Source organism: Kribbella sp. NPDC050241 (genome assembly GCF_044459685.1).
In the GTDB taxonomy this organism is placed as follows: Bacteria; Actinomycetota; Actinomycetes; order Propionibacteriales; family Kribbellaceae; genus Kribbella.
In genome coordinates this window covers 217780-241899 of the sequence record NZ_JBITJE010000003.1, presented here as the reverse complement: position 1 = coordinate 241899, position 24120 = coordinate 217780, and the positions used below count along the sequence as shown (strand labels likewise).

At 68.9% G+C, this 24120-nt stretch carries 23 protein-coding genes; 16 read left to right on the top strand and 7 right to left on the bottom strand.

Annotated features, from left to right (window positions below; genetic code table 11):
• Positions 1-30: 30 nt before the first annotated feature.
• The 4 genes from ACIBG5_RS15710 to ACIBG5_RS15695 all read left to right on the top strand — a co-directional run bounded on the left by ACIBG5_RS15710 (position 31) and on the right by ACIBG5_RS15695 (position 3116).
• Complete coding sequence (locus ACIBG5_RS15710) at positions 31-735, top strand: hypothetical protein (RefSeq protein WP_396392240.1); 705 nt, start codon at positions 31-33, stop codon at positions 733-735.
• 95 nt (positions 736-830) lie between these two features.
• Complete coding sequence (locus ACIBG5_RS15705; protein ID WP_131360821.1) at positions 831-1937, top strand: GuaB3 family IMP dehydrogenase-related protein; 1107 nt, start codon at positions 831-833, stop codon at positions 1935-1937.
• Positions 1934-2662 carry an acyl-CoA thioester hydrolase/BAAT C-terminal domain-containing protein gene (locus ACIBG5_RS15700; protein ID WP_396392239.1) on the top strand — a complete coding sequence of 243 codons (729 nt, stop codon included), beginning with the start codon at positions 1934-1936 and terminating at the stop codon, positions 2660-2662. Before ACIBG5_RS15705 ends, ACIBG5_RS15700 begins: the two co-directional genes overlap by 4 nt.
• Before the next feature lie 52 nt (positions 2663-2714).
• On the top strand, positions 2715-3116 hold the full coding sequence (locus ACIBG5_RS15695) for a hypothetical protein (protein WP_396392238.1): 402 nt from the start codon (positions 2715-2717) through the stop codon (positions 3114-3116).
• On the opposite strand, the gene ACIBG5_RS15690 is transcribed toward ACIBG5_RS15695, so the two are convergent.
• Both ACIBG5_RS15690 and ACIBG5_RS15685 read right to left on the bottom strand, forming a co-directional pair.
• Positions 3113-4021, bottom strand: coding sequence for a TIGR03086 family metal-binding protein (locus tag ACIBG5_RS15690; protein ID WP_396392237.1), 909 nt, complete (start codon positions 4019-4021; stop codon positions 3113-3115). The genes ACIBG5_RS15695 and ACIBG5_RS15690 overlap by 4 nt on opposite strands.
• A gap of 85 nt (positions 4022-4106) precedes the next feature.
• Entirely contained in the window at positions 4107-5558 is a 1452-nt protein-coding gene (locus tag ACIBG5_RS15685; protein ID WP_396392236.1) for a hypothetical protein, read from the bottom strand.
• A gap of 127 nt (positions 5559-5685) precedes the next feature.
• Here ACIBG5_RS15685 and ACIBG5_RS15680 point away from each other — a divergent pair, with 127 nt between their 5' ends.
• From ACIBG5_RS15680 to ACIBG5_RS15635, 10 genes are all read left to right on the top strand, one after another.
• Positions 5686-7278, top strand: coding sequence for a succinic semialdehyde dehydrogenase (locus tag ACIBG5_RS15680; protein ID WP_396392235.1), 1593 nt, complete (start codon positions 5686-5688; stop codon positions 7276-7278).
• A complete protein-coding gene (locus ACIBG5_RS15675; RefSeq protein WP_396392234.1) occupies positions 7275-8975 on the top strand; it encodes a GMC oxidoreductase in 1701 nt (566 codons plus the stop codon). Before ACIBG5_RS15680 ends, ACIBG5_RS15675 begins: the two co-directional genes overlap by 4 nt.
• A 786-nt stretch (positions 8976-9761) precedes the next feature.
• Positions 9762-10757, top strand: a complete 996-nt coding sequence (gene bioB / locus ACIBG5_RS15670) for a biotin synthase BioB (RefSeq protein ID WP_396392233.1) — start codon at positions 9762-9764, stop codon at positions 10755-10757.
• Positions 10754-10942 (top strand): hypothetical protein, encoded by a 189-nt coding sequence (locus ACIBG5_RS15665; protein ID WP_396392232.1) that lies wholly within the window; start codon positions 10754-10756, stop codon positions 10940-10942. The genes bioB and ACIBG5_RS15665 overlap by 4 nt, the downstream gene beginning before the upstream one ends.
• The gene (locus ACIBG5_RS15660; RefSeq protein ID WP_396392231.1) at positions 10942-12243 is read left to right on the top strand and encodes an adenosylmethionine--8-amino-7-oxononanoate transaminase; all 1302 of its coding nucleotides are present in this window, start codon (positions 10942-10944) and stop codon (positions 12241-12243) included. The genes ACIBG5_RS15665 and ACIBG5_RS15660 overlap by 1 nt, the downstream gene beginning before the upstream one ends.
• Complete coding sequence (locus ACIBG5_RS15655; protein WP_396392230.1) at positions 12243-13364, top strand: 8-amino-7-oxononanoate synthase; 1122 nt, start codon at positions 12243-12245, stop codon at positions 13362-13364. Before ACIBG5_RS15660 ends, ACIBG5_RS15655 begins: the two co-directional genes overlap by 1 nt.
• Positions 13361-14017 carry a dethiobiotin synthase gene (gene bioD, locus ACIBG5_RS15650; protein ID WP_396392229.1) on the top strand — a complete coding sequence of 219 codons (657 nt, stop codon included), beginning with the start codon at positions 13361-13363 and terminating at the stop codon, positions 14015-14017. Before ACIBG5_RS15655 ends, bioD begins: the two co-directional genes overlap by 4 nt.
• A complete protein-coding gene (locus ACIBG5_RS15645; protein WP_396392228.1) occupies positions 14014-15057 on the top strand; it encodes a hypothetical protein in 1044 nt (347 codons plus the stop codon). Before bioD ends, ACIBG5_RS15645 begins: the two co-directional genes overlap by 4 nt.
• Positions 15058-15079: 22 nt before the next feature.
• Positions 15080-16630 carry a glutamine-hydrolyzing GMP synthase gene (gene guaA, locus ACIBG5_RS15640; RefSeq protein ID WP_396392227.1) on the top strand — a complete coding sequence of 517 codons (1551 nt, stop codon included), beginning with the start codon at positions 15080-15082 and terminating at the stop codon, positions 16628-16630.
• A 26-nt stretch (positions 16631-16656) separates the two neighbouring features.
• On the top strand, positions 16657-18528 hold the full coding sequence (locus ACIBG5_RS15635) for a tetratricopeptide repeat protein (RefSeq protein WP_396392226.1): 1872 nt from the start codon (positions 16657-16659) through the stop codon (positions 18526-18528).
• 14 nt (positions 18529-18542) lie between these two features.
• Here ACIBG5_RS15635 and ACIBG5_RS15630 read toward each other — a convergent pair whose 3' ends face one another.
• The gene (locus tag ACIBG5_RS15630; protein ID WP_396392225.1) at positions 18543-19340 is read right to left on the bottom strand and encodes a TetR/AcrR family transcriptional regulator; all 798 of its coding nucleotides are present in this window, start codon (positions 19338-19340) and stop codon (positions 18543-18545) included.
• Positions 19341-19413: 73 nt separating this feature from the next.
• Between ACIBG5_RS15630 and ACIBG5_RS15625 the strand changes: the two genes are divergently transcribed.
• Positions 19414-20271, top strand: coding sequence for an SDR family oxidoreductase (locus tag ACIBG5_RS15625; protein WP_396392224.1), 858 nt, complete (start codon positions 19414-19416; stop codon positions 20269-20271).
• Here ACIBG5_RS15625 and ACIBG5_RS15620 read toward each other — a convergent pair.
• From ACIBG5_RS15620 to map, 4 genes are all read right to left on the bottom strand, one after another.
• Entirely contained in the window at positions 20268-20771 is a 504-nt protein-coding gene (locus tag ACIBG5_RS15620) for a GNAT family N-acetyltransferase (RefSeq protein ID WP_396392223.1), read from the bottom strand. The genes ACIBG5_RS15625 and ACIBG5_RS15620 overlap by 4 nt on opposite strands.
• 73 nt (positions 20772-20844) lie before the next feature.
• Positions 20845-21876 (bottom strand): Rv2578c family radical SAM protein, encoded by a 1032-nt coding sequence (locus tag ACIBG5_RS15615; RefSeq protein ID WP_396392222.1) that lies wholly within the window; start codon positions 21874-21876, stop codon positions 20845-20847.
• A gap of 72 nt (positions 21877-21948) precedes the next feature.
• Complete coding sequence (locus ACIBG5_RS15610) at positions 21949-22908, bottom strand: phosphotransferase family protein (protein ID WP_396392221.1); 960 nt, start codon at positions 22906-22908, stop codon at positions 21949-21951.
• A gap of 26 nt (positions 22909-22934) precedes the next feature.
• The gene (gene map / locus ACIBG5_RS15605; RefSeq protein WP_396392220.1) at positions 22935-23702 is read right to left on the bottom strand and encodes a type I methionyl aminopeptidase; all 768 of its coding nucleotides are present in this window, start codon (positions 23700-23702) and stop codon (positions 22935-22937) included.
• A gap of 53 nt (positions 23703-23755) precedes the next feature.
• Between map and ACIBG5_RS15600 the strand changes: the two genes are divergently transcribed.
• A complete protein-coding gene (locus tag ACIBG5_RS15600; RefSeq protein ID WP_396392219.1) occupies positions 23756-24046 on the top strand; it encodes a helix-turn-helix domain-containing protein in 291 nt (96 codons plus the stop codon).
• Positions 24047-24120: the final 74 nt, after the last annotated feature.

Genomic DNA, 24120 nt, shown 5'->3' with positions numbered 1-24120 from the left:
TACTCGGCGGTGCCGAGTCTCCACGGTGAAATGGAGTTGTTTCGGCAGACCAACGCTCAGGAGTACGCCGAACTTGGACTCGAAGCACCGGACCTCCAAGGATTCCTGCTGGATCTCGCGCTGGACTGCGGACGACGTGCGATGGAGGGCCCTCCTGAGGATGTCGCGACCATGCGTCAGCTCTTCGCATTCCTCGAGTCGGAGTTCGGGCACGATCCTGAGATCGACGAGTTGATCGAAACGACCTTTCTGGCGAATCTTCCGGAGCCGGATAGCAGATACGCGCGCGTTCTCGAGCTCCTCGGGCCCCGGCTCCGAGCGGCTCGCCTGCGTCGGTTCCAAGCCGATATCCAGTCGGTACCTGCGGCTACGGTGGACTTTCTCTACCGGCTGGGTGACGCCGTCCCAGGACTCCGTAGTCGAGTCGTATCGCATGCGGAGGAACACCGGGGGCGCCCGCTGCCGCACGCGTTCATGGGCGAGATCGTGTTGGAGGCTGCCGACCTCGTCGCCTCCGGCCGTGGTCAGGTCGTCCGGCCACTCCTCGATTTTCTGGAGGCGGAGTACGGCGCTGATGCGGATGTCGACAACGTGATCGCGGTGTCGTTCGTCGAAATGCTGCCGAACCGAGGCGACCGCGGCGCGGAGATTGAGAGCCTCCTCGGTCCCAAGCTGCGAGCGGAGCTGGAGCGGCAGCGCAGCTGGCCTGACCCGCCGCCGGAGCCGACCGCGTGAGAGCCGACGTGGAGAGGGTCGCTCGTAGGCGGCCACCGGGGGGCCGGGGCTGGGCGCGTCCTGACCTGGGGTGGGGCGGCCGGTAGGCTGCGGGCATGACCGAGATCGAGATCGGCCGCGCGAAGCGGGGGCGGCAGGCGTACGCGTTCGACGACATCGCGATCGTGCCGTCGCGGCGGACGCGGGACCCCGAGGAGGTCTCGGTGGCCTGGCAGATCGACGCGTACCGGTTCGAGTTGCCGATCCTGGCCGCGCCGATGGACTCGGTGATGTCGCCGGCCAGCGCGATCGCGATCGGCAAGGCCGGCGGCCTCGGCGTACTGAACCTCGAGGGCCTCTGGACCCGGTACGAGGACCCGACCAGCCTGCTCGAGGAGATCACCTCGATCAGCCTGCAGCAGGCGACCACCCGGTTGCAGGAGATCTACTCGGCGCCGATCAAGCCCGAGCTGATCTCGCAGCGAGTGCAGGAGATCCGCGATTCCGGTGTCACCGTGGCCGGCGCGCTGTCGCCGCAGCGGACCAAGCAGTTCGCCAAGCATGTCGTGGATGCGGGCGTCGACCTGTTCGTCATCCGCGGTACGACGGTCTCCGCCGAGCATGTGTCGGGCCAGGCGGAGCCGCTGAACCTGAAGCAGTTCATCTACGACCTCGACGTACCGGTGATCGTGGGCGGGTGCGCGACGCACCAGGCTGCGTTGCACCTGATGCGGACCGGGGCAGCCGGCGTACTGGTCGGCTTCGGTGGCGGTGCGGCCCACACCACGCGCAAGGTGCTCGGTGTCGCCGTGCCGATGGCATCCGCGGTGGCTGACGTCGCGGCCGCGCGGCGCGACTACATGGACGAGTCCGGCGGTCGCTACGTGCACGTGATCGCGGACGGGTCAGTCGGCCGGTCCGGCGACGTGGCGAAGGCGATCGCCTGTGGTGCCGACGCGGTCATGGTCGGTTCGCCGCTGGCCCGGGCGAGCGACGCACCGGGCGGCGGTTTCCACTGGGGTGCCGAGGCCTGGCACGCGGACCTGCCCCGCGGCGAGCGGGTCGAGGTCGGCGTCACCGGGACGCTCGAGCAGATCCTGTTCGGCCCTTCCTGGGTGCCGGACGGCACGATGAACCTGGTCGGCGCGCTCAAGCGCGCGATGGCCACCACCGGCTACACGGAGCTCAAGGAGTTCCAGCGGGTCGAGGTCGTCGTCGGTTGAGTACGGGCGTCCTGCTCCTGCACGGATCCAGCGGTACACCGGACCTCGGGCGCGCCCGGATCCTCGAGGCCGAGGGGTACGACGTACTGGCGCCGCAGTGGTTCGACGGACCGATCAGCGAGATCGCGCTGGAGTCGTTCCCGCTGGACGAACTGGCGGCCCGCAACGACCGGCTCGTCGTGATGGGCGTGTCCCGCGGGGCGGAGGCAGCGCTGCTGCTCGGTGCGCGCGACGAGCGGATCGACGCAGTGATCGGGTTGTCGCCGAGCGCCTACGTCTGGGGCTGGAACGATGCCGGTCGGCAGACGTCAGCGTGGACCTGGCGGGGCGAACCGCTGCCGTTCGTGCCGTACGACCCGGACTGGCAGACGGACGACGACCCGCCGAGCTTCGTCGGCTGGTACCGCGGGAGTCTCAAGCGGTACGCCGCTGAGGCGGAGGCGGCCCGGATTCCAGTGGAACGGATCCGGGGCGAGGTGCTGCTGGTTGCTGGCGGGGACGACAAGGTCTGGCCGTCGGTGGAGTTCGCCGAGCAGATCGCGAGGTCGCGCGGCGAACTCGGTACGCGCACCGTGTTCGCGGCGCGAGCCGGGCACCGGCCGTTGTTCCCCGGCGAGCAGGCCAAGACCGGCGGGCAACGGATGGCCCGTGGCGGAACGGTCGAGGCCGACCGCCAACTCGGAGCCCTCGCCTGGCCCGAGATCAGGAGAACGCTCGCCGGGTAGGCCGACGTGCGTCGGGTGCTCGTTGGTTGGGGAGTTCTGGAAGGATTGCCGCATGGGATGGTTCAGCCGACGGAGCAGCCAGGACGCAGACAACGTTGCCCTCGCCGCCGCGCGGGCCAGACTCTCCGCAGACGATGTGGACCAGGTGCGCTTCCTGATCACCACCAAGAAGACGGTGCACGCGGTCAAACTGATCCGGGACCGAACCGGCCTGGACCTGAAAGCAGCCAAGGAACTCGTCGACGACATCCGCCTCGGCCGGTACGTGCCGCCCACCACCGGGACGCCGCTCGTCCGCAGGCCGGGCACGAACCTGGCCGAGCGCACCCGCGCCCTCAAGGCCGCAGGTGAACTCCACCAGGCGACTGCGCTGGTCGTCTCCGAGACCGGCATGACCGAACTCGAAGCCGGCCTGTTCGTCGGCGCCCTGAAAACCGAAATCCAGGACAGCTAGCCCTTCACGTAGGACAGCTTCTCCGCCACCTTCCCGTCCCGGAGCCGCAGTACGTCGACCCCGCGCACATGACCGCGCTCACCGGACGCCTCCCGCCACGAGTACCGCCACCGCACCACGGCACGATTGCCGAGAACCACCGTCTCCTCGGTCTCGAACCGCGGATCCTCGGTCCCGGCGAACAGCTTCTCCCACTCCGCCCGTACGGCGGCCGCTCCCTCGAACCGCGCGCCATCCGGCGACGGCGAGGTGGACTCGAACACACAGTCGTCGGTCACGAGAGCCATCACCGCCTCCAGGTCCTGCTGGTCGAACGCCGCGCCGAAGCGAGCGATGGTGCCGCCGGCCGTCGACCAGCGCGGATCGCGCCCGAACGCGCCGATCAGTACGTCGGCCGGCTCGGTGAACCCCTCCACCCGGTCGGCGATCGCGCCGGACGAGCGGTAGATGTCCTCGCGCTCCGCGAACCAGGTGGCGACGTCGTCGACCGCCTCGGCATCGAGTTGAGCGTCCGTACCGAGCGCCGCGGCCAGGTCCCAGCCGTGCACGAGGTAGTCGGCAGCCAGTTGGCGCAGGTACTCCGACGAATCCTCCTCGCCGTACGAGAGGTGCACCTTGTCGATCGGCCGGTTCGCGGCGCTCTTGGCGGCCCGGGCGGCAGCAGTGGCGGCCGCGACGGGATCGTCGCCGAGCAGGTCGCCGTCCAGCGAGTCGCCGACCTCGGCGATCGTCTGGCCCTCCATCAGCGGTACGGTCCAGCGCGCCTCACCGACGACGTGATTGACCAGTGTCCGCACGTCCCAGTCCTCGCACGGCGTCGGTGCGGTCCACTGATCTGCCCCGACCTCGTTGACCAGCCGGACGAAGTTGTCGGTCGTCCGCCGGTGCAGTTCCACCACATCCATGACCATCTCCCCCTTTGAGTACTCCGTGACGGAGCACTAAGCGTCAGCGTCCGCCCGGGGAGATGGGCCGTCAATGACCCGGCGGTTACAGGCCCAACTGGAGTTGCTCGGCGGCGTCGTGGGCGTGCTGGGAGGCCATCAGGTCGCCGGTGGCGGCCAGCAGGTCGCCGTGATGCCGGTAGCAGGAGCCGGCCAGGTCCTTCATCACCGTGTCGTCGTCGGTGAACGGAATCAGCGCGGTCGCGACCTCCGCGCACCAGCCGGCCAGGTCGAGGGCCATCTCGCTCCGGCCCGCCTGGTGGTACGCCGCCGAGATGTCGAGCAGCACCTTCGCCCAGATCGGCGCATAGGTGCTCGTCTCGTACCGCATCCGGAGCGACTCGCGCTCTGACGAGATCGCGAACAGGTAGTGAGACTCCAAGCCCAGCGTCAGCGCCGCGTCCACATCCTGCAGCAACAACGGCCCGACCAGCTCAGCCAGCTCACTCGCCCGTACGGCGGCCGAGTCGGGATCGGTCCGCCCGGACACCGTTGCCAGCGTCATCCCCGGCGCAGGCTCGCTCAGCGCCACCAGCCGGTGGTACTGCTCGAACGGCCCGAGCTTGATCTCCGCGTTCTCCAGCGCCGAGACCAGATTCAGCGGGAGACCACGGTCCAGTTCCTCGGTCACCCGCGCGGCCGTCTCCGCGTCGGTGTCGAACGCCGTACGCAGGCAGGCCTCACCGTCCATGATCCGGCCGACGATGCCGAGGTGCTTGCCCTTCCGGGTCAGTGCGGCGACGAGCGTGCGCAGGTCCGTCGCCGACTCGGAGTCCGCGAGGGTGTCGGCCGTGGTCAGGCCGATCTCGTCCGCCTCGAGCGCGAGGTCGAGCCTGCCCTCCGCGGCGTGCACGTCGGCCGAGACCGCGGTCGCCGAGCAGAGGTACCGCGCGTACGACAGCGACTGGGGGCTGTCGTTGATCTGATCGGCCAGCTGCAGGAAGAGCTGGGTCGCCGCGTCCGCCGAGGCGACCGCGAGCGCGGGATCGCCGTACCGCCGCAGGATCAGCGCGTTCATCGCGAGCACCCGGGCGAAGTCCGGCTGATACTTCGGCCCGTCCGGGCCGCTAACCAGCTGCCCGTACGCGATCACCGCGCCGTCCATCTCCAGTACGGCGGTCGCGCCGTGACCGCGATGCGCCTGGGTCATCGCCCGCCGCGCGCGCACGTCGGCCAGGAACGACGTCGCGTCGAGGACGCCTGCGTCGCTGAGCTCGGTGTAGCCGAGTTGGGCCTCGTGCAAGGCGGCAAGCGCTTCCTCGTGCCGGCCGGATGCGTTCAGGGAGCCGGCCAACTCGTACTGCGTCGCCGCCATCAGGTGCTTGGCCTCGTAGTGGTCCGGGTGTTCCCCGGCCCGCTCCCTGGCCAGCTCGATGACGCGTTGCTGATACGGCCCGGCCTCGTCGGCGCGGCCCTCCTCGATCAGCAACTGCGCAGTCTGCAGAGCCTCGCCGAGCTCGTCCTCAGGAGGCGTCCAAAGCCCCCCGCTGTCAACCATCTTGACGTTCCACCCCTTCGCAGGTTCAACGGATCACCCTACTGGGCGATGCACGTGCAGATGCAGGGCAGACACGAGGGAATTCCCTAGGGCTGACACGGCTATTACCGGCAGGTAGCCTGGATGAATGAGTGAGCAGACCTCGATTCCGGCGGATCCCGAGCTCGATCCGACTGCGTCGTACGCGACCGATCAGTCGGTGATCCGGCGGCTTTCGGGGCTGTTGCGGGCCACCGCCGGCACCCGGACGTCGTACGCGCCGGCGACCGGTCAGCCGATCGCGGATCTGCCCCTGTCTGCCCCGGACGACGTGGAAGCCGCCGTCCGGTCGGCGCGGAGGACCCAGCAGACCTGGCGGCGGGTGCCGCTGGCCGAGCGGGCCGCGATCCTGCTGAGGTACCACGATCTGGTCCTCGACCACCGGCACGAGCTGGTGGATCTGGTGATCCGCGAGTCGGGCAAGGCGCGCAAGCAGGCGTTCGAGGAGGTTGCGCACGTCGCGCTGACCGCTCGGTACTACGGGCGCAAGGCGGCCGAGTTGCTCGAGCCGCAGCGCAAGCTGGGCATGTTCCCGGTCCTGACCCGGGCCGAGCAGCGGTTCGTGCCGAAGGGTGTCGTCGGCATCATTTCGCCGTGGAACTACCCGCTCAGCATGGCGATGGCCGATGGTCTGCCGGCCGTGCTCGCGGGCAACACCGTCGTACACAAGCCGGACAGCCAGACCCCGCTGACTGCGCTCCGGGCGATCGAACTGCTCTACGAGGCGGGTCTGCCGCGGGAGGCGTGGCAGCCGGTCAACGGTGACGGCCCGACCGTCGGCGGCGCGATCATCCAGAACGCCGACTACATCTGCTTCACCGGCTCGACCAAGACGGGCCGGCTGGTGGCTCGGCAGGCAGGCGAGCGGCTGATCGGCTGCAGCCTCGAGCTCGGTGGCAAGAACCCGATGCTCGTACTGCGTGATGCCGACGTGCACCGTGCGGCGGACGGCGCCGTCCGGGCGTGCTTCGCCAGCGCCGGGCAGCTGTGCGTCTCGATGGAGCGCCTCTACGTCGCCGACCAGGTGTACGACGCGTTCGTGACGGCGTTCCTGGACCGGGTGAAGAAGATCCGGCTGTCCGCGGGGACCGGCTGGGACGTCGACATGGGTTCGCTGATCTCGAAGGCTCAGCTGGAGACCGTGACCCGGCACGTCGAGGACGCGCGGGCCAGGGGCGCCGTCGTACTGGCCGGTGGCAAGGCGCGGCCGGACATCGGCCCGCTGTTCTACGAGCCGACCGTGCTGTCCGGGGTGACGCCGGAGATGCAGTGCTTCGACAACGAGACCTTCGGCCCGGTGGTGTCGATCTACCGGTTCTCCGACGAGTCCGAGGCGATCCAGCGCGCGAACGAAGGCGAGTACGGCCTGAACGCGAGCGTCTGGACCCGGGACGGCAAGCGTGGCCGCGCGGTCGCGGCCCAGTTGACGGCCGGATCGGTCAACGTGAACGAGGGCTACGCGGCGACGTTCGGCTCGATCGACACCCCGATGGGCGGCATGCGGTCCTCCGGGCTCGGGCGCCGCCAGGGCGTCGAGGGCATCCGCCGGTACGTCGACTCGCAGGCGATCGCGACCCAGCGGGTCCTGCCGATCGCGGCCTCGCACGGGCTGTCCGACCAGACGTACGCCGAACTGATGACCGGCGCCCTGCGCGTGCTCAAGAAACTGGGCCGTGCATGAGTTACGACTACGACGTCCTGATCATCGGGTCGGGTTTCGGCGGCAGCGTCAGCGCGCTGCGGCTGACCGAGAAGGGATACAAGGTCGCCGTACTCGAAGCCGGCGCGCGGTTCGACGACGCCGGGTTCGCGAAGAACTCGTGGGACACGAAGCGGTTCCTGTTCGCGCCGCAGCTCGGCTGGTACGGCATCCAGCGGATCAGCGCGCTCCGCGACGTGATCATCTTGTCCGGAGCCGGCGTCGGTGGCGGCAGCCTGGTCTATGCCAACACGCTGTACGAGCCGCTGCCGGCGTTCTACACCGACCGCCAGTGGGCGCACATCACCGACTGGAAGGCCGAGCTCGCGCCGTACTACGACCAGGCCAAGCGGATGCTCGGCGTCACCACCTACCCCGGTTTCACCCCGGCCGACAAGGTGATGAAGCAGGTCGCCGACGACATGGGCGTGGGGGAGACGTTCCACCCGACCCCGGTCGGCGTCTTCTTCGGCGAGCCCGGCGTCGAGGTCGACGACCCGTACTTCGGTGGTGCGGGCCCGCGGCGTACCGGCTGTATCGACTGCGGCGAGTGCATGACCGGCTGCCGGCACAACGCGAAGAACACGCTGACCAAGAACTACCTCTACCTGGCCGAGAAGGCCGGCGCCGTGGTCCATCCGATGACCACGGTGACCTCGGTCGAGCCGCTTCCAGGTGGTGGGTACGCCGTCGACGTACGGCGTACCTCGAATCGCAAGCAGACCAAGCGCTTCACGGCCCAGCAGGTGGTGTTCGCCGCGTCGGCCCTGGGTACGGCGAAACTGCTGCACCGATTGCGCGACGAGGGCAAACTGCCGCGACTGTCCGACCGGCTCGGTGTGCTCACCCGGACCAACTCGGAGTCGTTGCTGGGGGCAATCGCGAGGGACCGTGACGTCGACTACAGCCGTGGCGTCGCGATCACGTCGTCGTTCCACCCGGACGACATTACCCACATCGAACCGGTCCGGTACGGCAAGGGCAGCAACGTGATGTCGCTGCTGCAGACCGTGCTGACCGACGGCGACGGCGACCGGCCGCGCTGGCGGACCTGGTTGCGGGAGCTCCGCGTGCAGCGGAAGAACATCCGCCGGCTGTACGACCTGAAGCACTGGTCGGAGCGGACCGTGATCGCGCTGGTGATGCAGACCGCGGACAACTCGATCACCACGTTCGGCAAGCGGGACCGGCTGGGCCGGTGGCGCCTGACCTCGAAGCAGGGCCACGGCGCCCCGAACCCGTCGTGGATCCCGGTCGCGAACCAGGTGGTCCGGCGGATGGCGACACTGATGCGCGGTACGCCGGGCGGCACCATCGGCGAGCCGTTCAACGTGCCGATGACCGCGCACTTCATCGGCGGCTGCGCGATCGGCGACTCCGCGGAGACCGGCGTGGTCGACCCGTACCACCGGGTCTACGGGTACGACGGCCTGCACATCCTGGACGGGTCGGCGATCTCGGCGAACCTGGGCGTCAACCCGTCGCTGACGATCACGGCCCAGGCGGAGCGGGCGCTGGCGTTCTGGCCGAACAAGGGTGAGGACGACGCCCGGCCGGCCCCCGGATCGGCGTACCAGCGGATCCAGCCGGTCCGGCCGGCGCATCCCGTCGTACCGGCGGAGGCGCCCGGGGCTCTACGGCTGCCGATCGTACCGAAGCAGTCTGTGACGGAGCCGTAACGCAAACACGACAATGGCCGGCGCAGTCCCCGCGCCCGCCGTCGGCGCTGCCCAGGACACCGACCACGCGGCCCCGGCGAAGAATCGGGGCCTCGGACGGGAACTCGGGACCTCGGACGGGAACTCGGGACCTCGGACGGGAACTCGGGACCTCGGACGGGAACTCGGGACCTCGGACGGGAACTCGGGACCTCGGACAGGGAATTGCCTGTTCAAGGCCCCCGGTTCTTGGTCAAGGTCCCCAGAAGGCGCCCGCGTAACCCACCGCAGTGAGCCCAAGGAAATGAGAAAGCCTCAGCACTGTCCGTGCTGAGGCTCGGCGAAAAGGCCCGGAAAAGGGAGCAGGTCCCTCGGGAACGTTTCCGCCCAAATCGTTTCCCGAGGGACCCACTCAAGCCGGGGTGAGGCGCCCGGCGCTTTGGGATCGGGTCACCAGCCACAGCTGGCGACCCGAGCTCTTGGTACCCCACTCTACATCCGATTCCAGGAGTTTCGAGCTGTCGCGAGTGGTTGTGACCACTCTGCGTGCTGATCGTAATGATCAGCTTTTCGTCGCTGCCTGTAATCGAGTGGCGGTCTTCCTTGCGGTAACCGCCTCTGTACACATCAACGAGCCCTTCTACAGGGGGTTACGAGGTTCCGGAGAAAAATCCAAAAAGTTTCCCCGGGTGTGCGGAGAGTGGCTGAGGCAGGTCGCCCCCAGGTGTTTCACGTGACGCCCACCGCAGTGCCGACGTACTGGGCTGTCCTACTGTGAGCCGACCGTTCGATGAGGCAGGGAGAACCATGGGCGACATCCTGGACGTGGCACGTGAGCAGGTTCTGGAACAGGGCGTCGGTCTGGGCCAGGAACAACTGGTCGCGGTTCTCCGGTCGCCCGACGACCGGCTGCCCGAGCTGCTCGCACTCGCCCACGACGTACGGGTGAAGTGGTGCGGCGAGGAGGTCGAGGTCGAGGGCATCATCTCGCTGAAGACCGGCGGCTGCCCGGAGGACTGTCACTTCTGCTCCCAGTCCGGTCAGTTCACCTCGCCGGTGCGCTCGGTCTGGCTGAACATCCCGGAGCTGGTCGAGGCGGCCAAGGAGACCGCGAAGACCGGTGCGACCGAGTTCTGCATCGTGGCCGCCGTCCGCGGCCCGGACCAGCGGCTGATGGCGCAGGTGAAGGCCGGCATCGAGGCGATCAACGCCGAGGTCGACATCAACATCGCCTGCTCGCTCGGCATGCTGACGCAGGAGCAGGTGGACGAGCTCAAGGCGATGGGCGTGCACCGCTACAACCACAACCTCGAGTCGGCCCGCTCGTACTTCGGTGACGTCGTCACCACCCATTCCTTCGAGGAGCGCTGGGACACCTGCCAGATGATCAGGGAGTCCGGCATGGAGCTGTGCTGCGGCGGGCTGGTCGGGATGGGCGAGACGCTGGAGCAGCGCGCCGAGCTGGCCGCGCAGCTGGCCGAGCTGGACCCGCACGAGGTACCGCTGAACTTCCTCAACCCGCGCCCGGGGACGCCGTTCGGCGACATGGAGGTGATGGCCGGCAAGGATGCGCTCCGGACCATCGCCGCGTTCCGGCTCGCGATGCCGCGCACGGTCCTGCGGTACGCCGGCGGCCGCGAGCTGACCCTGGGAGACCTGGGCACCCGCGATGGTCTGCTCGGCGGGATCAATGCCGTCATCGTCGGCAACTACCTGACCACGCTGGGCCGCCCGGCGACCGCGGACCTCGACCTGCTGGCCGAGCTCAAGATGCCGGTCAAAGAGCTCCAGAAGACGCTATGACCACACTCGTCTACTGCGGTCGCTGCGGCCGCGAGGCCGCTGACGGACACCACGACGCCTGCCGCCAAGCGCTGACGCTGGAGCCGCCCCGGTACTGCGACCAGTGCCACCGTCGGATGATCGTCCAGGTCCACCCGATGGGCTGGACCGCCAGGTGCTCGGTGCACGGTGAGGTCTCGTCCTGATGTCCGGGATGTTGGCGCGTGACGCGGAGCTGCTGTGGCATCCGTACTCCTCCCTCAGCGATCCGTCACCGGTGCGGATGGTCCGGGGCGCGTCCGGCGTACGTCTGCACCTGGACGACGGGGACGGCGGCAGCGTCGAGGCGATCGACGCGATGGCGTCCTGGTGGTGCATGATCCACGGCTACCGCAACCCGGTGCTGGACGCGGCGGTGAAGAGCCAGGTGGACGACTTCAGCCATGTCATGTTCGGCGGGCTGACCCACGAGCCGGCGATCCGGCTGGCCGACCGGCTGGTGGAGATCAGCCCCGAACCGTTGCGGCACGTCTTCTTCTGCGACTCGGGCTCGGTGTCGGTCGAGGTCGCGATCAAGCTCGCGCTCCAGTACCAGGTTGCCCGAGGCAACAACGGCCGGACCCGGATGTTGACGGTCCGTGGTGGGTACCACGGCGACACGTTCGCGCCGATGAGCGTCTGCGACCCGGTGAACGGGATGCACTCGCTGTTCACGGGCGCACTGAAGGAGCAGGTTTTCGGCCCGCAGCCGCCGGCCGGTTTCGACCGCCCGGACGACGATCCGGAGTTCCTTGCGTGGGCCGCTTCCGTGTCGGCGTTGGCGGAGCGGCACGCTGCTGAGATCGCCGGCATCATCGTCGAGCCGATCCTGCAGGGTGCGGGCGGCATGTACCCCTACAGCCCAGCCTGTCTGCGCGTACTGCGGGAGATCGCGGACCGGCACGGGTTCCTGCTGATCCTGGACGAGATCGCCACCGGCTTCGGCCGGACCGGCACGCTCTTCGCCTCCGAGCACGCGGGCATCGACCCGGACATCCTCTGCGTCGGCAAGGCGCTGACCGGCGGCTACCTGTCGTTGGCCGCCACTTTGTGTACGACGGATGTCGCGCACACGGTGTCGAACGGACCCGGCGGTGCGCTGATGCACGGCCCGACCTTCATGGCGAACCCCCTGGCGTGCTCGGCCGCCCTCGCGTCGATCGACCTCCTGCTGTCCCAGGACTGGGCCGGCCGAGTCGCTCAGATCTCGGCAGGATTGTCAGCGGGACTTGCGCCGGCGGCCTCGTTGCCTGGGGTCAAGGACGTCCGCGTGATCGGTGCGGTCGGCGTCGTACAGCTGGGTGGGCCGGTCGACCTGCCGCGGATGACCGAGGCGGCGCTGCGGCGCGGGGTGTGGGTGCGGCCGTTCCGCGATCTCGTTTACACGATGCCGCCGTACGTCTGCACCGACGAGGAGATCGCCACCATCGCGGCCGCGATCACCGGGGCAGTGGAGGAGGTCGGCTGATGCTCGAAGACTGGCTCGGCCCCAAAGCGGCTGCGTTGGAGGCTCGCGGTCTGACCCGCCGGCTCCGGGTTCGCGCGGCCGACGAGCGGCTGATCGATCTTGCCGGCAACGACTATCTCGGCCTGGCGTCCGATCCGCGGGTGATCGAGGCCGCAGCCGATGCCGTCTGCCGATGGGGGACCGGATCCACCGCGTCCCGCTTGGTCACTGGTACGACGGCCCTGCACGAGGAACTCGAGTCGTCGCTGGCGGCGTACGTCGGCCAGGAGACGGCACTCGTGTTCTCGTCCGGCTATCTCGCCAACCTCGGTGTGGTCACGGCGCTCGGTGGGCCAGGGACGCTCGTGGTGTCGGACGATCACGTGCACGCGTCGCTCATCGACGGGAGCCGGCTGTCGCGGTCGCGGGTCGAGGTCGTTCCGCACAATGACGTGGATGCTGTCGGCAAGGTGCTTGCTGAGCGCAACGAACCGCATGCCCTGGTGCTGACGGAGTCGGTCTTCAGCGTGCTGAGCGACGAGGCGCCGTTGGTCGAGTTGGCTGCGGTTGCCCGCGAGCAGGACGCCGTACTGCTGGTGGACGAGGCGCATGGGCTCGGGGTGACCGGTGGTGGGCGTGGTTCGGTGCATGCCGCTGGTCTGGCTGGTCTGGAGCATGTGATCGTCACGATGACGCTGTCCAAGGCGCTGGCCGCGCAAGGGGGCGTTGTGCTCGGGCCTGCGCTTCTTCGCGATCATCTGATCAACCGGTCGCGGCCCTTCATCTACGACACCGGTCTGAACCCGGCGGCGTGTGCTGCTGCCCTTGCTGCTCTGCGGGTACTTCAGGACCAGCCCGATCGGCCGTCCGCGATCCACTCCGCGGCAGCCCGGTTGGCGTCAGCTTGTGGTGTGCCGCCCTCGTCCGGTGCGGTTGTCTCCGTCCCGATGCCTGGTCCACGTGAGGCGGTCCGTGCCGCCGAGCTCTGCTTGGACAACGGCGTACGCGTCGGGAGCTTTCGTCCGCCGACTGTCCCCGACGGGATCAGCCGCCTCCGCCTCACTGCCCACGCAGGCTTGTCCGACGAAGACCTGGACCGCGCCTGCGCCGTCATCCTCGCCGCGATCGGCCAGGTCTCATGATCATCCTCATCACCGGCACGGACACAGAAGTAGGCAAGACCATCACCACCGCCGCCCTGGCTGCCCGGGTTACCGGGTCTGTCGCGGTGGTCAAGCCGGCCCAGACCGGGGTTGGGCCGGATGAGCCGGGCGACCTGGCCGAGGTTCGCCGGTTGACCGGGCTCACCGAGTTGCACGAGGGGGTCCGCCTGCGCGATCCGCTCGCTCCCACGACAGCGGCGCGCCGCGCACAGGTGCCCCTCCCATCCGTGGAGTCGCAGGCCAAGTCCATCGACGACCTCGCCGCGACTTGGGACACCGTTCTGGTGGAAGGGGCCGGTGGGCTTCTGGTTGGGCTCGACGACGCGGGCCATGACCTGGCCGACCTGGCTTCCCACCTCACCATGCCCTTCACGTTTGTGGTGGTTGCTCGCTCGGGTCTGGGCACGCTGAATCACACCGGACTGACGGTCGAGGCGCTCCGGAGCCGCGGGCTTCCCATCCAGGGACTGATCATCGGGTCCTGGCCTGCGGAGCCTGACCTGGCTGAGCAGTGCAACCTGGAGGACCTTCCGGTGACCACCGGGGTGCCAGTGATCGGGCGGATTCCGGCCGGCGCGGGGCGACTGGACCGGGAGGCGTTCACGGCCGCCGCGCCCGGCTGGTTCGGATGAGCGGTTGCCCGGCGCGGTACGACGAGGAGCTCGGGTACTGGGTTGTCGACAATCCGGCCGAGGCGCGTGAGGTGCTGCTGGATCCGGCGACGTTCCGGCCGGACAACGCCGTACTGGCTCACACACCGCTGTCCGTGAAGGCGTTGCGGGTGCTGTCGGCGGTCGGGTTCGCGTTGCCGCCGACGTTGGCCAACAACGCGGGGGAGTCGCACCGCCCGATCCGGGCCGCGGTCGCTCGCTTCTTCAGCCCGGCACGAGTGGCCGCCGTCGAGCCCCTCGCCCGAGAGCTGACGGCTGCGCGGGTGGCTGCTGCGACCACAGCCCTCGCTGACGGTGAGCACGTCGATCTCGTGCAGGCGGTGGCCGCAGAGCCGCCGGCGCAGGTGGTGCTCGAAATGCTTGGGTTGGCGGATGTCGACGTACCGGCGTTGAAGGCGTGGAGTCTGGATTCGCTGGAGCTGTTCTGGGGTTGGCCCGACGAGGATCGGCAGTTGGAACTCGCGCACAGTGCCGCGGAGTTCTACGGCTGGCTGAGGAAGCGGGTCGTCCAGGCGACTGGGGATGACCTGTTCGGCGTACTGGTTGGGCTGGGGCTGACCGATGAGGAGGTGTGCGCGGTCGCGTACTTCCTGCTGATCGCGGGCCAGGAGACCACCACCCAACTGATTTCCACTGCCTTCCACCGCACTATCGGCAGGCGTTCGGCAGATGGTGTGGAGGCGGTGCTGCGGGAGGCCTCGTCGGTGCCGACCTGGCGGCGGGTGACCTCCAGGCCTGCGGTCATCGGTGACGTTGAGGTCCCGGCGGGAGCGCCGGTGCTGCTGGGGTTGACGGGACATGGTGGACCGGCGGACCTGGCGTTCGGGATCGGGATCCACCGTTGTCTGGGGGCCGGGCTGGCTCGGCTGGAGGCGAGGGTAGCGCTGGAGTGTGCGGCGGACCTGCTGGCGACCGTCAGGCTGGTGGAGAAGCCGCCGATGATCGAGCTCCTGTCGTTCCGCGCGCCGAAACGGTTGCTGGTCGGATTACAGCCCGGCTGACCTGCACCGATACCCTTTGCAGGTGACTGAGCATGAGTTGGTCCTGGTCGTCGACTTCGGGGCGCAGTACGCGCAGTTGATCGCGCGCCGGGTTCGCGAGGCCAAGGTGTACTCCGAGATCGTGCCGCACTCGATGCCGGTCGAGGAGATGCTGGCGCGGGGCCCGAAGGCGATCATCCTGTCCGGCGGTCCGCAGTCGGTGTACGCCGAGGGCGCGCCGCGAGTCGAGTCCGGGCTGTTCGATGCCGGCGTACCGGCGTTCGGGATCTGCTACGGCTTCCAAGCGATGGCGCAGACGCTCGGTGGCGAGGTACGCCGGACCGGGCTGCGCGAGTTCGGTCGTACGCCGGTGACGGTGAGCTCGGCCGGGACGCTGCTGGCCGGGATCCCGGAGGACCTCAACGTCTGGATGTCCCACGGTGACGCGGTGCACGCGCCGCCCGCCGGTTTCGCCGTACTCGCGGCCTCCGGCGGCGCGCCGGTGGCGGCGTTCGAGGACCTGGACCGGAAGTTGGCCGGCGTGCAGTGGCACCCGGAGGTGCTGCACTCGCAGGCCGGGCAGGCGGTGCTGGAGCACTTCCTCTACGACATCGCGGGCTGCTCGGGCGACTGGACCACCACGAACGTCGTCGACGAGCAGGTCGAGCTGATCCGGCAGCAGGTCGGCGACAAGCAGGTGCTGTGCGCGCTGTCCGGCGGTGTCGACTCCGCGGTCGCCGCGGCCCTGGTGCACAAGGCGATCGGCGACCAGTTGACCTGCGTGTACGTCGACCACGGCCTCCAGCGGTCGGGTGAGTCGGAGCAGATCGAGAAGGACTTCGTCGCCGCGACCGGGATCCGGCTCGAGGTGGTCGACGCCGAGGACCAGTTCCTGTCCGCGCTGGCCGGGGTGACCGACCCGGAGCAGAAGCGGAAGATCGTCGGCCGCGAGTTCATCCGGACCTTCGAGGCGACCGCGCGCAAGGTGGACGCCGAGCGGCACATCGAGTTCCTGGTCCAGGGCACGCTCTACCCGGACGTGGTCGAGTCCGGCGGCGGCGCGGGGGCGGCGAACATCAAGTCGCACCACAACGTCGGCGGTCTGCCCGACGACCTGCAGTTCAGCCTGATCGAGCCGCTGCGGACGCTGTTCAAGGACGAGGTCCGCGAGCTCGGCCTGGCGGTCGGGCTCCCCGAGACCATGGTCTACCGGCACCCGTTCCCGGGCCCCGGCCTGAGCATCCGGATCATCGGCGAGGTCACCAAGGAGCGCCTCGACATCCTGCGCGCCGCCGACCTGATCGCCCGCACCGAGCTGACCGCGGCCGGCCTGGATCGCGACATCTGGCAGTTCCCGGTGGTACTGCTCGCCGACGTTCGCTCGGTCGGCGTCCAGGGCGACGGCCGGACCTACGGCCACCCCGTCGTACTGCGTCCGGTCACCAGTGAGGACGCGATGACGGCCGACTGGGCCCGGCTGCCGTACGACGTACTGGAGCGGATCTCGACCCGGATCACCAACGAGGTCGACGAGATCAACCGCGTCACCGTCGACATCACCAGCAAGCCGCCGGGCACCATCGAGTGGGAATGACCCCGGAGGGTCACAATACTGGCGCGATGAATGAAGGGGTGGGAGATCCGCGGCTGGCGGCCGAGGGTGAACTGAGTCTGGCCCGGCTGGCGCTGGACGACAACGAGGTCGGTCACGCGGCCGACCACGTGGCGACCGCACTGGCGACGGCACCGTCGCTGCCGGACGCGCATGCGGTCCTGGCGACCTTGCTGGCCCATCCCGAGGGCGGCGTCGATCTGTGGACGCTGGATGGCGACGTGTACCTCGGCACTGCGGTGGCGCGTGCGCACGCTCTCGCCTTCCGCGGTGAGTACGCCGAAGCCCTCAGCCTGCTGGTCTCGGTCCAAGAGCACGAACCAGGCATGGCGTGGGCCGATGTGCCGTGGGTGCTCGACTCCGAGCTGGCGGCCAAACTCGATCCGGACGAGCTGCTGAACGTGTTCATCCAGCTGCTCAAGGCCGTCCCCGATCCGTGCCCGGAGGAGCTGGCTCCGGCATTCGCGCCGTACGTCCAGCTGGTGCGGAACCTGGTCGCCGCGTATCCGGGCTCCGGGAACCTGCTCTGGCTGGCGTCGGTCCTGACCCGGCGACTCGGATTGCTCGACGAGGCGACGTCGCACGCGATCGAGTCGGAACGGGTCGAACCGACCGACCGCGCGGCCATCGCGGTCGGCTACGCCCTGCGGAGCCAGGGCCGCACCGACGAGGCACTGGCCGCGCTGGAACGCGCGCTCGGCTATCAGCCCGGCAACGTCGCGGTGTACGCCGACATCGCCGGGATGCTGGGCGATGCGGGCCGGCTTGACGAGGGGATCTCGTGGGCCGAGCGGAGCCTCGCGATCGACCCCGTCCACGACTGTTCGTTGGTTGAGCGGCACAGTCTGCTGTTCCGGCGGGACGGTGCTGTCGACGACCTCGTCGCGATCGCCGACCTGCTCCGCTCGGCGGAGCCTGGCAGCCACGAGCAGCAGCACGCCGCCGGCGAGTTGACCGACCGGTCACGGCAGGTCTGGCTCGGCGGCATCCCGGACCCGACCGAGGCTGTCATCAACGTCCTCGACCAGATGCTGGCGGAGGGTATCTCTGCTCAGGGCGCATCGCTGACTGTGTCCGCGATCGAGCCGCCGAGTGCTTTGCTCGCCTTCGGCCTGGCGGTGCCGGGCTCTGAGGTGATGGTCAGCGAGATCCTTCCGCCGGACCCGCGGCTCCCGGTGTCTCTGCAGGGCTCTCAGTACCGGCCGGTCGAGACCGTCGTCTGGCAGTACGACGGCAGCGCCGCGCGACCCGCAGTCGCTCCGCCAAGTGCGGAGGGTGCTGCGGCGGTCGCTCGCGTTGCCGATTTCGGTGAGTCGTCCGGCGTCAGGGCTCGTTCCGGGTGGGCGAGCGTGCCGGCTGCTTACGACCATGCGGTGCTGTTGGCGAGCACTCCGCTGGAAGACCTGCTGGGTGTCTTGGTGCATCCGCCGGCGTCGCCGACCGGAGCGGCGGGGGACTGGCCGGGGTGGATCCGGGCTGTGCAGACGTGGGCCTGTCTGGGGATCGCGCATCACCGGACCGACCAGCTGTGGGCGCAGTCGGTTCGGCGACAGGTGCTGGCTGACCTCGCTTACGGGCCGGAGGACTGGATCACCGAGTCGGCTCTGTTCGCGTTGGCGACCACTGCCTGGGTCGATCCGTCGGCGCGGGCTGACGTCGCCGAGTTGATGGGCTGGCGTTTGCTGGCAGCGGTCGAGGCGCAGCGGGAGCGGCCGGTGACCATCCTGGGATCGCTGGCGACCATCACGCTGGCCACGCCCGGTCTCAACCCGGACGTCGCGGGCCTGGCCCGCGACATCCTCAGTGCGGACGACGACGTACCTGAAGAGCAGCCCGCGGAACCTCCCAAGAAACGAAGGAGCATCTTCCGCCGCCGCTGAACCCCGGCGCTGCCTCAGCTCTCGAGGGCCGTCGCCTGGATGCCGTCCAGGAGGCGGTCGAGGCCGTAGCGGTATGACTCGGTTGCCGCCTCGCGGGTCGTGCCCTGGTAGCCGTTCGCATTCCAGATCGCCGTCATCGCGGGGTGCTGATCGACGTCGAAGTACGTCTCCCAGAGGTCGTTGCGCTCGTACCACCAGGCGTCGTTCGTCCGGCCGGTCGACTGCTCGATCAGTTCACTCTCCGCCTCCAGCCCGGCGGCCGAGTCGACGTACGTCGTGATGGCGAGCGCGGCCAGGTTGGTCCCGCGGGGGGTGAGTCCGATCTCGAGCAGCGCGGACAGCAGGTACTCGCGTCCGGCCAGCATGCTCGGGCCCACCGGCGGGCGGATCGTGGACACCTGCGACAGCCAGGGGTGGCGCTGGAACATCGCGCGCGTCTGGTCGGAGTAGATCTCCACCTGCTCGCGCCAGTCGTGCGGCCTGGGCGCGCCGGGGCCGGGGAGTTCACGTTCCCCCAGCACCTGGTCGACCATCAGGTCGAGCAGCTCCTCCTTGGACGGCACGTAGGTGTAGAGCGTCATCGTGCCGACGTCGAGTTCCTTCGCGACCCCACCCATCGACGCCAGACCTTGCGTGTCCGCCAGCCGGATCGCCGCCGCGACGACTCCGTTGACGTCGAGCGACGGCCGTCGTCCGGCGCCGCGTCCGCGAAGGACGGTCGGCTGCTTGTCCGCGGCGGATTTGCGGTGGTTCCGCCACAGCAGCGCCAGGGTTCGCTCTGGCTGTCCCTCACCGCTTCGCCGCTCCGTCACAGGCCAACCATAGGCGCTCCGCACAATTCTCGTATACCCTACGGAAATTGGGTTCGGAGGTGAGGAGAACGGCGTGACCATCCTGGTGACCGGCGCGACCGGGAGTGTGGGGCGGCTGCTGGTGGACGAACTGCTGACGGCCGGCGCTCCGGTGCGGGCGCTCACCAACCACCCGGCCCGGGCGGCGCTGCCCGACGGGGTCGAGATCGCTCACGGGTACCTGGGGAAGCCGGCGACATTGCCTGCCGCGCTGGCTGGTGTCGACAGCGTCTACCTCGCGCCGCTTCCGGCGTACGTGGACGACTTCGTCCGCTGCGCGCAGGACGCCGGCGTACGGCGGGTCGTCGTACTGTCCGGTGAACCTGCGGAGTACGAGGCGCACGGGGATCCGTCGACGTGGCACTACTACCGGATCGAGCGCGCGATCGAGGCCGGCGGCTTCGAGTGGACCTTCCTGCGGCCGGGCCAGTTCATGAACAACACGCTCGACTGGGCGGAGTCGATCAAGACCTCAGGCGTGGTCCGGACGCCGTACGCCGGTGCAGTGCAGACACCGATCGACCTCGGCGACATCGCCGCGGTGGCGCGCGTCGTACTCCTCGACGAGACCTTCACTGGCCAGAAGCTGATGATGAGCGGACCTGAAGGTCTGACCGCACCCGAGCAGGTCGAGCACATCTCCGCGGCGATCGGTCGGGAGCTCAAGTACGAGGAGCTGACTCCTCAGGCCTACCTCGATCGCCTCGCTCCGCTGATCGGCCTCGAGACAGCCCGGTGGCTACTGGACGGCTTCCGCATGATGGCGGAACACCCCATGACCCCCGAGCCCACAGTCGCTCAAATTCTCGGCCGCCCCGCCTGCCCTACCGCGAATGGGCCCGCGCCAACGCCAACACCTTCCGCTGAATCCAGCCCACGACTCGACGGCTAGGTCGAGTTCACCGGCGGGCGGATCATGAAGACGTCGATCGGGTCCTCGGATTCCAGGACGAATCCGTGGCGCTCGTAGAGGCGACGTGCATTACTGCCCTGCAAGACGTTCAAGGCAACGGTCGCGCCCTGGGCGTCGGCCTCGTCCAGTGCCGCGCGCAAGACAGCGGACCCAAGACCTCGCCCCTGAACTCGCGGTGCGAGGTAGAAGTGCTCCAGCCACAGCCGACCTTCGGCGGTCCGGAGCGTGATGCATCCGGCGAGTTCGTGATCGATCACGATGATCGACGTGTACTGCGCTGAGAAGGAGTCCCGAAACCGCTGCCGTACGCGGTGCTCGTCGTAGCGCCCAAGGCGTTCCAGGTCCGGGCGCATCACCTCGGCCCGCAACTCCGCGATCGCCTCGACGTCCTCAAGCACCGCAGCCCGCAACACCCATCCGGAGCCGTCCGCCAACGCACTCCGCCCAGGCAGCACGTCCGACCGCACTCCAACCTCCATCGCCTCACCATCCACTGCCGAAGTATCTCAATCGGCCCGCGACGAACAGGCGCACGGCCACACTCCGGGATGGCTAGAACAAAGCCTCCTGCTGAGTGTCGGATCGTTTGGTGGTACGTCGCGGTGGGCGGCTCGGCTCGTGAGACCTGTGGCTCGACGTGCGGCCGAAGCCGTGTTTGTTGAGTAGCGGGCGGACCTTGGATTCGAAGGCATTGCGGTAGCTGGGGGACGCGTTGGTGCCGTGGCCGTACAGGGACTCGTAGCGGGCGACCAGCTCGGGATGCTCGCGCGCCAGCCAGTCCATGAACCATTCCTTCACACCCGGGCGGAGGTGAAGGACGAGCGGAGTGACGCCGGTCGCGCCGGCTGCGGAGAGCTCGGCGAACAGCTGATCCAACTGCTCGGACGAGTCCGTCAGCCACGGCAGGACCGGAGCGACCATCACCCCGCACGGTAGGCCGGCGTCGCGCACCGCACGGATGAGGTCGAGACGTCCGCGCACTGACGGCACGCCGGGCTCGAGCGTCTTCCGCAGCTCCTCGTCCAGCAGTGCAAGGGAGATCGCGACGCCGACGTGCACCTGCTCGGCGGCCGCTGTCAGGAGATCGAGATCGCGCCGCAGCAGCGTGCCCTTGGTCAGCACGGACAGCGGCGTACCCGAACCTGCGAGCGCCTCGATGATCCCGGGCATCAGGCGATAGCGCCCCTCGGCGCGCTGGTACGGGTCGGTATTGGTGCCCAGGGCAACTTGCTCGTGGGTCCACGACGGTCGCGCGAGTTCACGTCGCAGTACGTCCGCGACGTTGGTCTTCACCACGATCTGCTGATCGAAGTCCTCGCCCTGGTCGAGCTCCAGATACTCGTGTGTCGGGCGGGCGAAGCAGTACCGGCAGGCGTGTGTGCAGCCGCGGTACGGGTTGATCGTCCAGTTGAACGGCAGCATCGTCCCCGGCACCGAGTTCAGCGCGGACCGCGCGAGCACCTCATGGAACGTGATCCCGCGGAACTCCGGCGTCGTCACCGACCGAACCAGACCCGCGATCGACCCGAGCCCCGGCAACGTCCCCGGAGTCTCCACATCGATTTGCTGACCTGCCCACCTCATGCACTACAGTCGAACACATGTTCGCCACGAAGTCCAACTCCCGCCCAGCCTCACCTCACCCGTCGGGTGGCGCTACTCGAGGCCGATCTCGCCCGGCGCGCTCTTGGCCAGCGCGACCACGCTCTCGGCGTTCGTCCGTACCTCGTCCCAGCGACGCTGGAAGGTGCAGTAGGCGATGGCATCGAGGCCGATATGGATGAGGTAGGCGTGCAACCGCTCGCGGAGATTGGCCGGGAGCGGTCCGTTGGCGCGCCAGTGGGCCAGCAGGGCGGCGTTGATGTCGATGGCTCGCCAGTCTGGGTACCAAGGCCACCAGTAGATGAGCCAAGCGGCGTCGTACAGGCTGTCGCCGTACATCGCGTTGCCCCAGTCCAGCACGGCGCTGACGTTGCTGCTGGCAACAAGCACGTTGCGGCTGAGCAGGTCCCCGTGGATCATGCGACGCTCGGCAGGCAGGTACGGCGCGAGCGCGGCGATCGCGGTCAGTCCGGCCTCTACCGGTCCCAGTCCGATGTCGGAGTCGGCCAGCGCCGCCCGCCAGCCAGGTACCCGCGCGGTCTCGGTGCCGATAGCCACGAGTGCGTCCACCCAGGAGCTGTACGGCGCTCGCCGATCAGCTGTCCAGATGCCGTAGCCCACGGTGTCCGTAACGTCGATCCTGCCGATGTCGTCGATCGCGGTCAGCAGACTTGGAAGCGCCGGCGCGACGTCGGTGGCGGACAGATCGTCGAGCCCGGTCCCGGGCGCGCGCGCCGAGATCGCATAGTGCCAGCCCTCGACCATCCCTCTCGCCAGCACCGCCGGAACGGGGAGATTGGGTCCGGCGAAGCGCGCGGCCAGCTCGTCTTTCGCGAAGTCCGTGCCGTAGGCACCTATGCGCAGCACCGCCTCCGCGCCGTCGAGGGTCAACTCGAACGCCTGGGACCATTCGCCCGACGCCAGCGCGCGTGGCTCGGTCGCGCGCTCCCCGAGCGTCGTCCGCACCAAGCGCCGTGCGATCTCCGCCAACGCGGCGTTCTCTTCGGCGGACATCCCGAAGAGACTAGCAACCACCGTCGCTACGGGAGGGTGAGGATTTCGGGGCCGTTGCCGGTGAGGGCCACGGTGTGTTCGGCGTGGGCTCCTCGGGTTTGGTCGGCGGAGCGGAGGGTCCAGCCGTCTTCGTCGATGACGTAGGTGGTGCCGGGGCCTGACCAGAACCAAGGCTCGATGGCGAACACGTGGCCGGCGCGGAGTTTGAGGCCTCGGCCGGGACGGCCGCCGTTGGGGATGTGCGGGTCTTCGTGCATGCGGCGGCCGATGCCGTGGCCGCCGAAGTCGAGGTTGGTGCCGAGGTTGGCGGCGCGGCCGATGCGGCCGATGGCGGCGCCGACGTCGCCGAGGCGGTTGCCGGGGACGGCGGCGGCGATGCCGGCTGCGAGGGCCTGTTCAGTGGTGGCGATGAGTTCCAGGTCTTCGGGTCGCGGTGTGCCGACGCAGAAGCTGGTGGCGGCGTCAGCGCACCAGCCTTCGATCGAGGCGCCGCAGTCGACGTTCAGGAGGTCACCGTCGGAGAGTTTCTGGTCGTTGGGGAGTCCGTGCAGCACCGCGTCGTTGACCGACGTACAGATGACGCCGCTGAACGGGCTGCCGGCGAACCCGGGCTGGTAGCCCTCGAACAGCGACACCGCTCCGGCGGATCGCAGTACGTCGCGTGCGACCTCGTCCAGCTCGCGCAGCGAGACCCCGACCGCGGCCTCCTTCTTCACTGCGGCGAGTGCGTTCGCGACGACTCGGCCGGCCGCGCGCATGTGTTCGATCTCCGCGGGCGTCTTCAGCTCGACCATCGGATGCTTCCTTCGTCTTCCCGGATAGTTATACCGGTACTATTATCACGCTTATGGTCCGACCACCTCTTTCCAGCTGGGATCGCGAACGCGGCCGGCAGCTCGGCCGCCTGCTCCGCGAAGCCCGGGGCGAGCGCAGCATGGTCGACGTCGCGGCGGCCTGTGGGGTCTCCGTCGATACTCTCCGCAAGATCGAGACCGGCCGCATCCCGACGCCGGCCCTCTTCACGGTCGCCGCCGTCGCGGCCACCCTCGACCTGTCCCTCGACGCACTCGTCGGCGCCTGCCAGGACAGCCCGGCGGCCGAGGCCGATCGCCCGGACAGCAACAACCTGATCGCCTAGAGCCACCGGCAGTTGGCGCCGGAGATGACGTAGAACACGATCGAGCCCATGCGGCAACCAAACCTGGGGTGGAG

Excerpts from the sequence above, each read along its gene's own strand:
- ACIBG5_RS15710 (WP_396392240.1), top strand. The coding sequence starts at position 31 with ATGGAGTTGTTTCGGCAGACCAACGCTCAGGAGTACGCCGAACTTGGA.
- ACIBG5_RS15705 (WP_131360821.1), top strand. The coding sequence starts at position 831 with ATGACCGAGATCGAGATCGGCCGCGCGAAGCGGGGGCGGCAGGCGTAC.
- ACIBG5_RS15695 (WP_396392238.1), top strand. The coding sequence starts at position 2,715 with ATGGGATGGTTCAGCCGACGGAGCAGCCAGGACGCAGACAACGTTGCC.
- ACIBG5_RS15690 (WP_396392237.1), bottom strand. The coding sequence starts at position 4,021 with ATGGATGTGGTGGAACTGCACCGGCGGACGACCGACAACTTCGTCCGG.
- ACIBG5_RS15685 (WP_396392236.1), bottom strand. The coding sequence starts at position 5,558 with ATGGTTGACAGCGGGGGGCTTTGGACGCCTCCTGAGGACGAGCTCGGC.
- ACIBG5_RS15680 (WP_396392235.1), top strand. The coding sequence starts at position 5,686 with ATGAGTGAGCAGACCTCGATTCCGGCGGATCCCGAGCTCGATCCGACT.
- ACIBG5_RS15675 (WP_396392234.1), top strand. The coding sequence starts at position 7,275 with ATGAGTTACGACTACGACGTCCTGATCATCGGGTCGGGTTTCGGCGGC.
- bioB (WP_396392233.1), top strand. The coding sequence starts at position 9,762 with ATGGGCGACATCCTGGACGTGGCACGTGAGCAGGTTCTGGAACAGGGC.
- ACIBG5_RS15665 (WP_396392232.1), top strand. The coding sequence starts at position 10,754 with ATGACCACACTCGTCTACTGCGGTCGCTGCGGCCGCGAGGCCGCTGAC.
- ACIBG5_RS15660 (WP_396392231.1), top strand. The coding sequence starts at position 10,942 with ATGTCCGGGATGTTGGCGCGTGACGCGGAGCTGCTGTGGCATCCGTAC.
- ACIBG5_RS15655 (WP_396392230.1), top strand. The coding sequence starts at position 12,243 with ATGCTCGAAGACTGGCTCGGCCCCAAAGCGGCTGCGTTGGAGGCTCGC.
- bioD (WP_396392229.1), top strand. The coding sequence starts at position 13,361 with ATGATCATCCTCATCACCGGCACGGACACAGAAGTAGGCAAGACCATC.
- ACIBG5_RS15645 (WP_396392228.1), top strand. The coding sequence starts at position 14,014 with ATGAGCGGTTGCCCGGCGCGGTACGACGAGGAGCTCGGGTACTGGGTT.
- ACIBG5_RS15635 (WP_396392226.1), top strand. The coding sequence starts at position 16,657 with ATGAATGAAGGGGTGGGAGATCCGCGGCTGGCGGCCGAGGGTGAACTG.
- ACIBG5_RS15620 (WP_396392223.1), bottom strand. The coding sequence starts at position 20,771 with ATGGAGGTTGGAGTGCGGTCGGACGTGCTGCCTGGGCGGAGTGCGTTG.
- ACIBG5_RS15615 (WP_396392222.1), bottom strand. The coding sequence starts at position 21,876 with ATGAGGTGGGCAGGTCAGCAAATCGATGTGGAGACTCCGGGGACGTTG.
- ACIBG5_RS15610 (WP_396392221.1), bottom strand. The coding sequence starts at position 22,908 with ATGTCCGCCGAAGAGAACGCCGCGTTGGCGGAGATCGCACGGCGCTTG.
- map (WP_396392220.1), bottom strand. The coding sequence starts at position 23,702 with ATGGTCGAGCTGAAGACGCCCGCGGAGATCGAACACATGCGCGCGGCC.
- ACIBG5_RS15600 (WP_396392219.1), top strand. The coding sequence starts at position 23,756 with ATGGTCCGACCACCTCTTTCCAGCTGGGATCGCGAACGCGGCCGGCAG.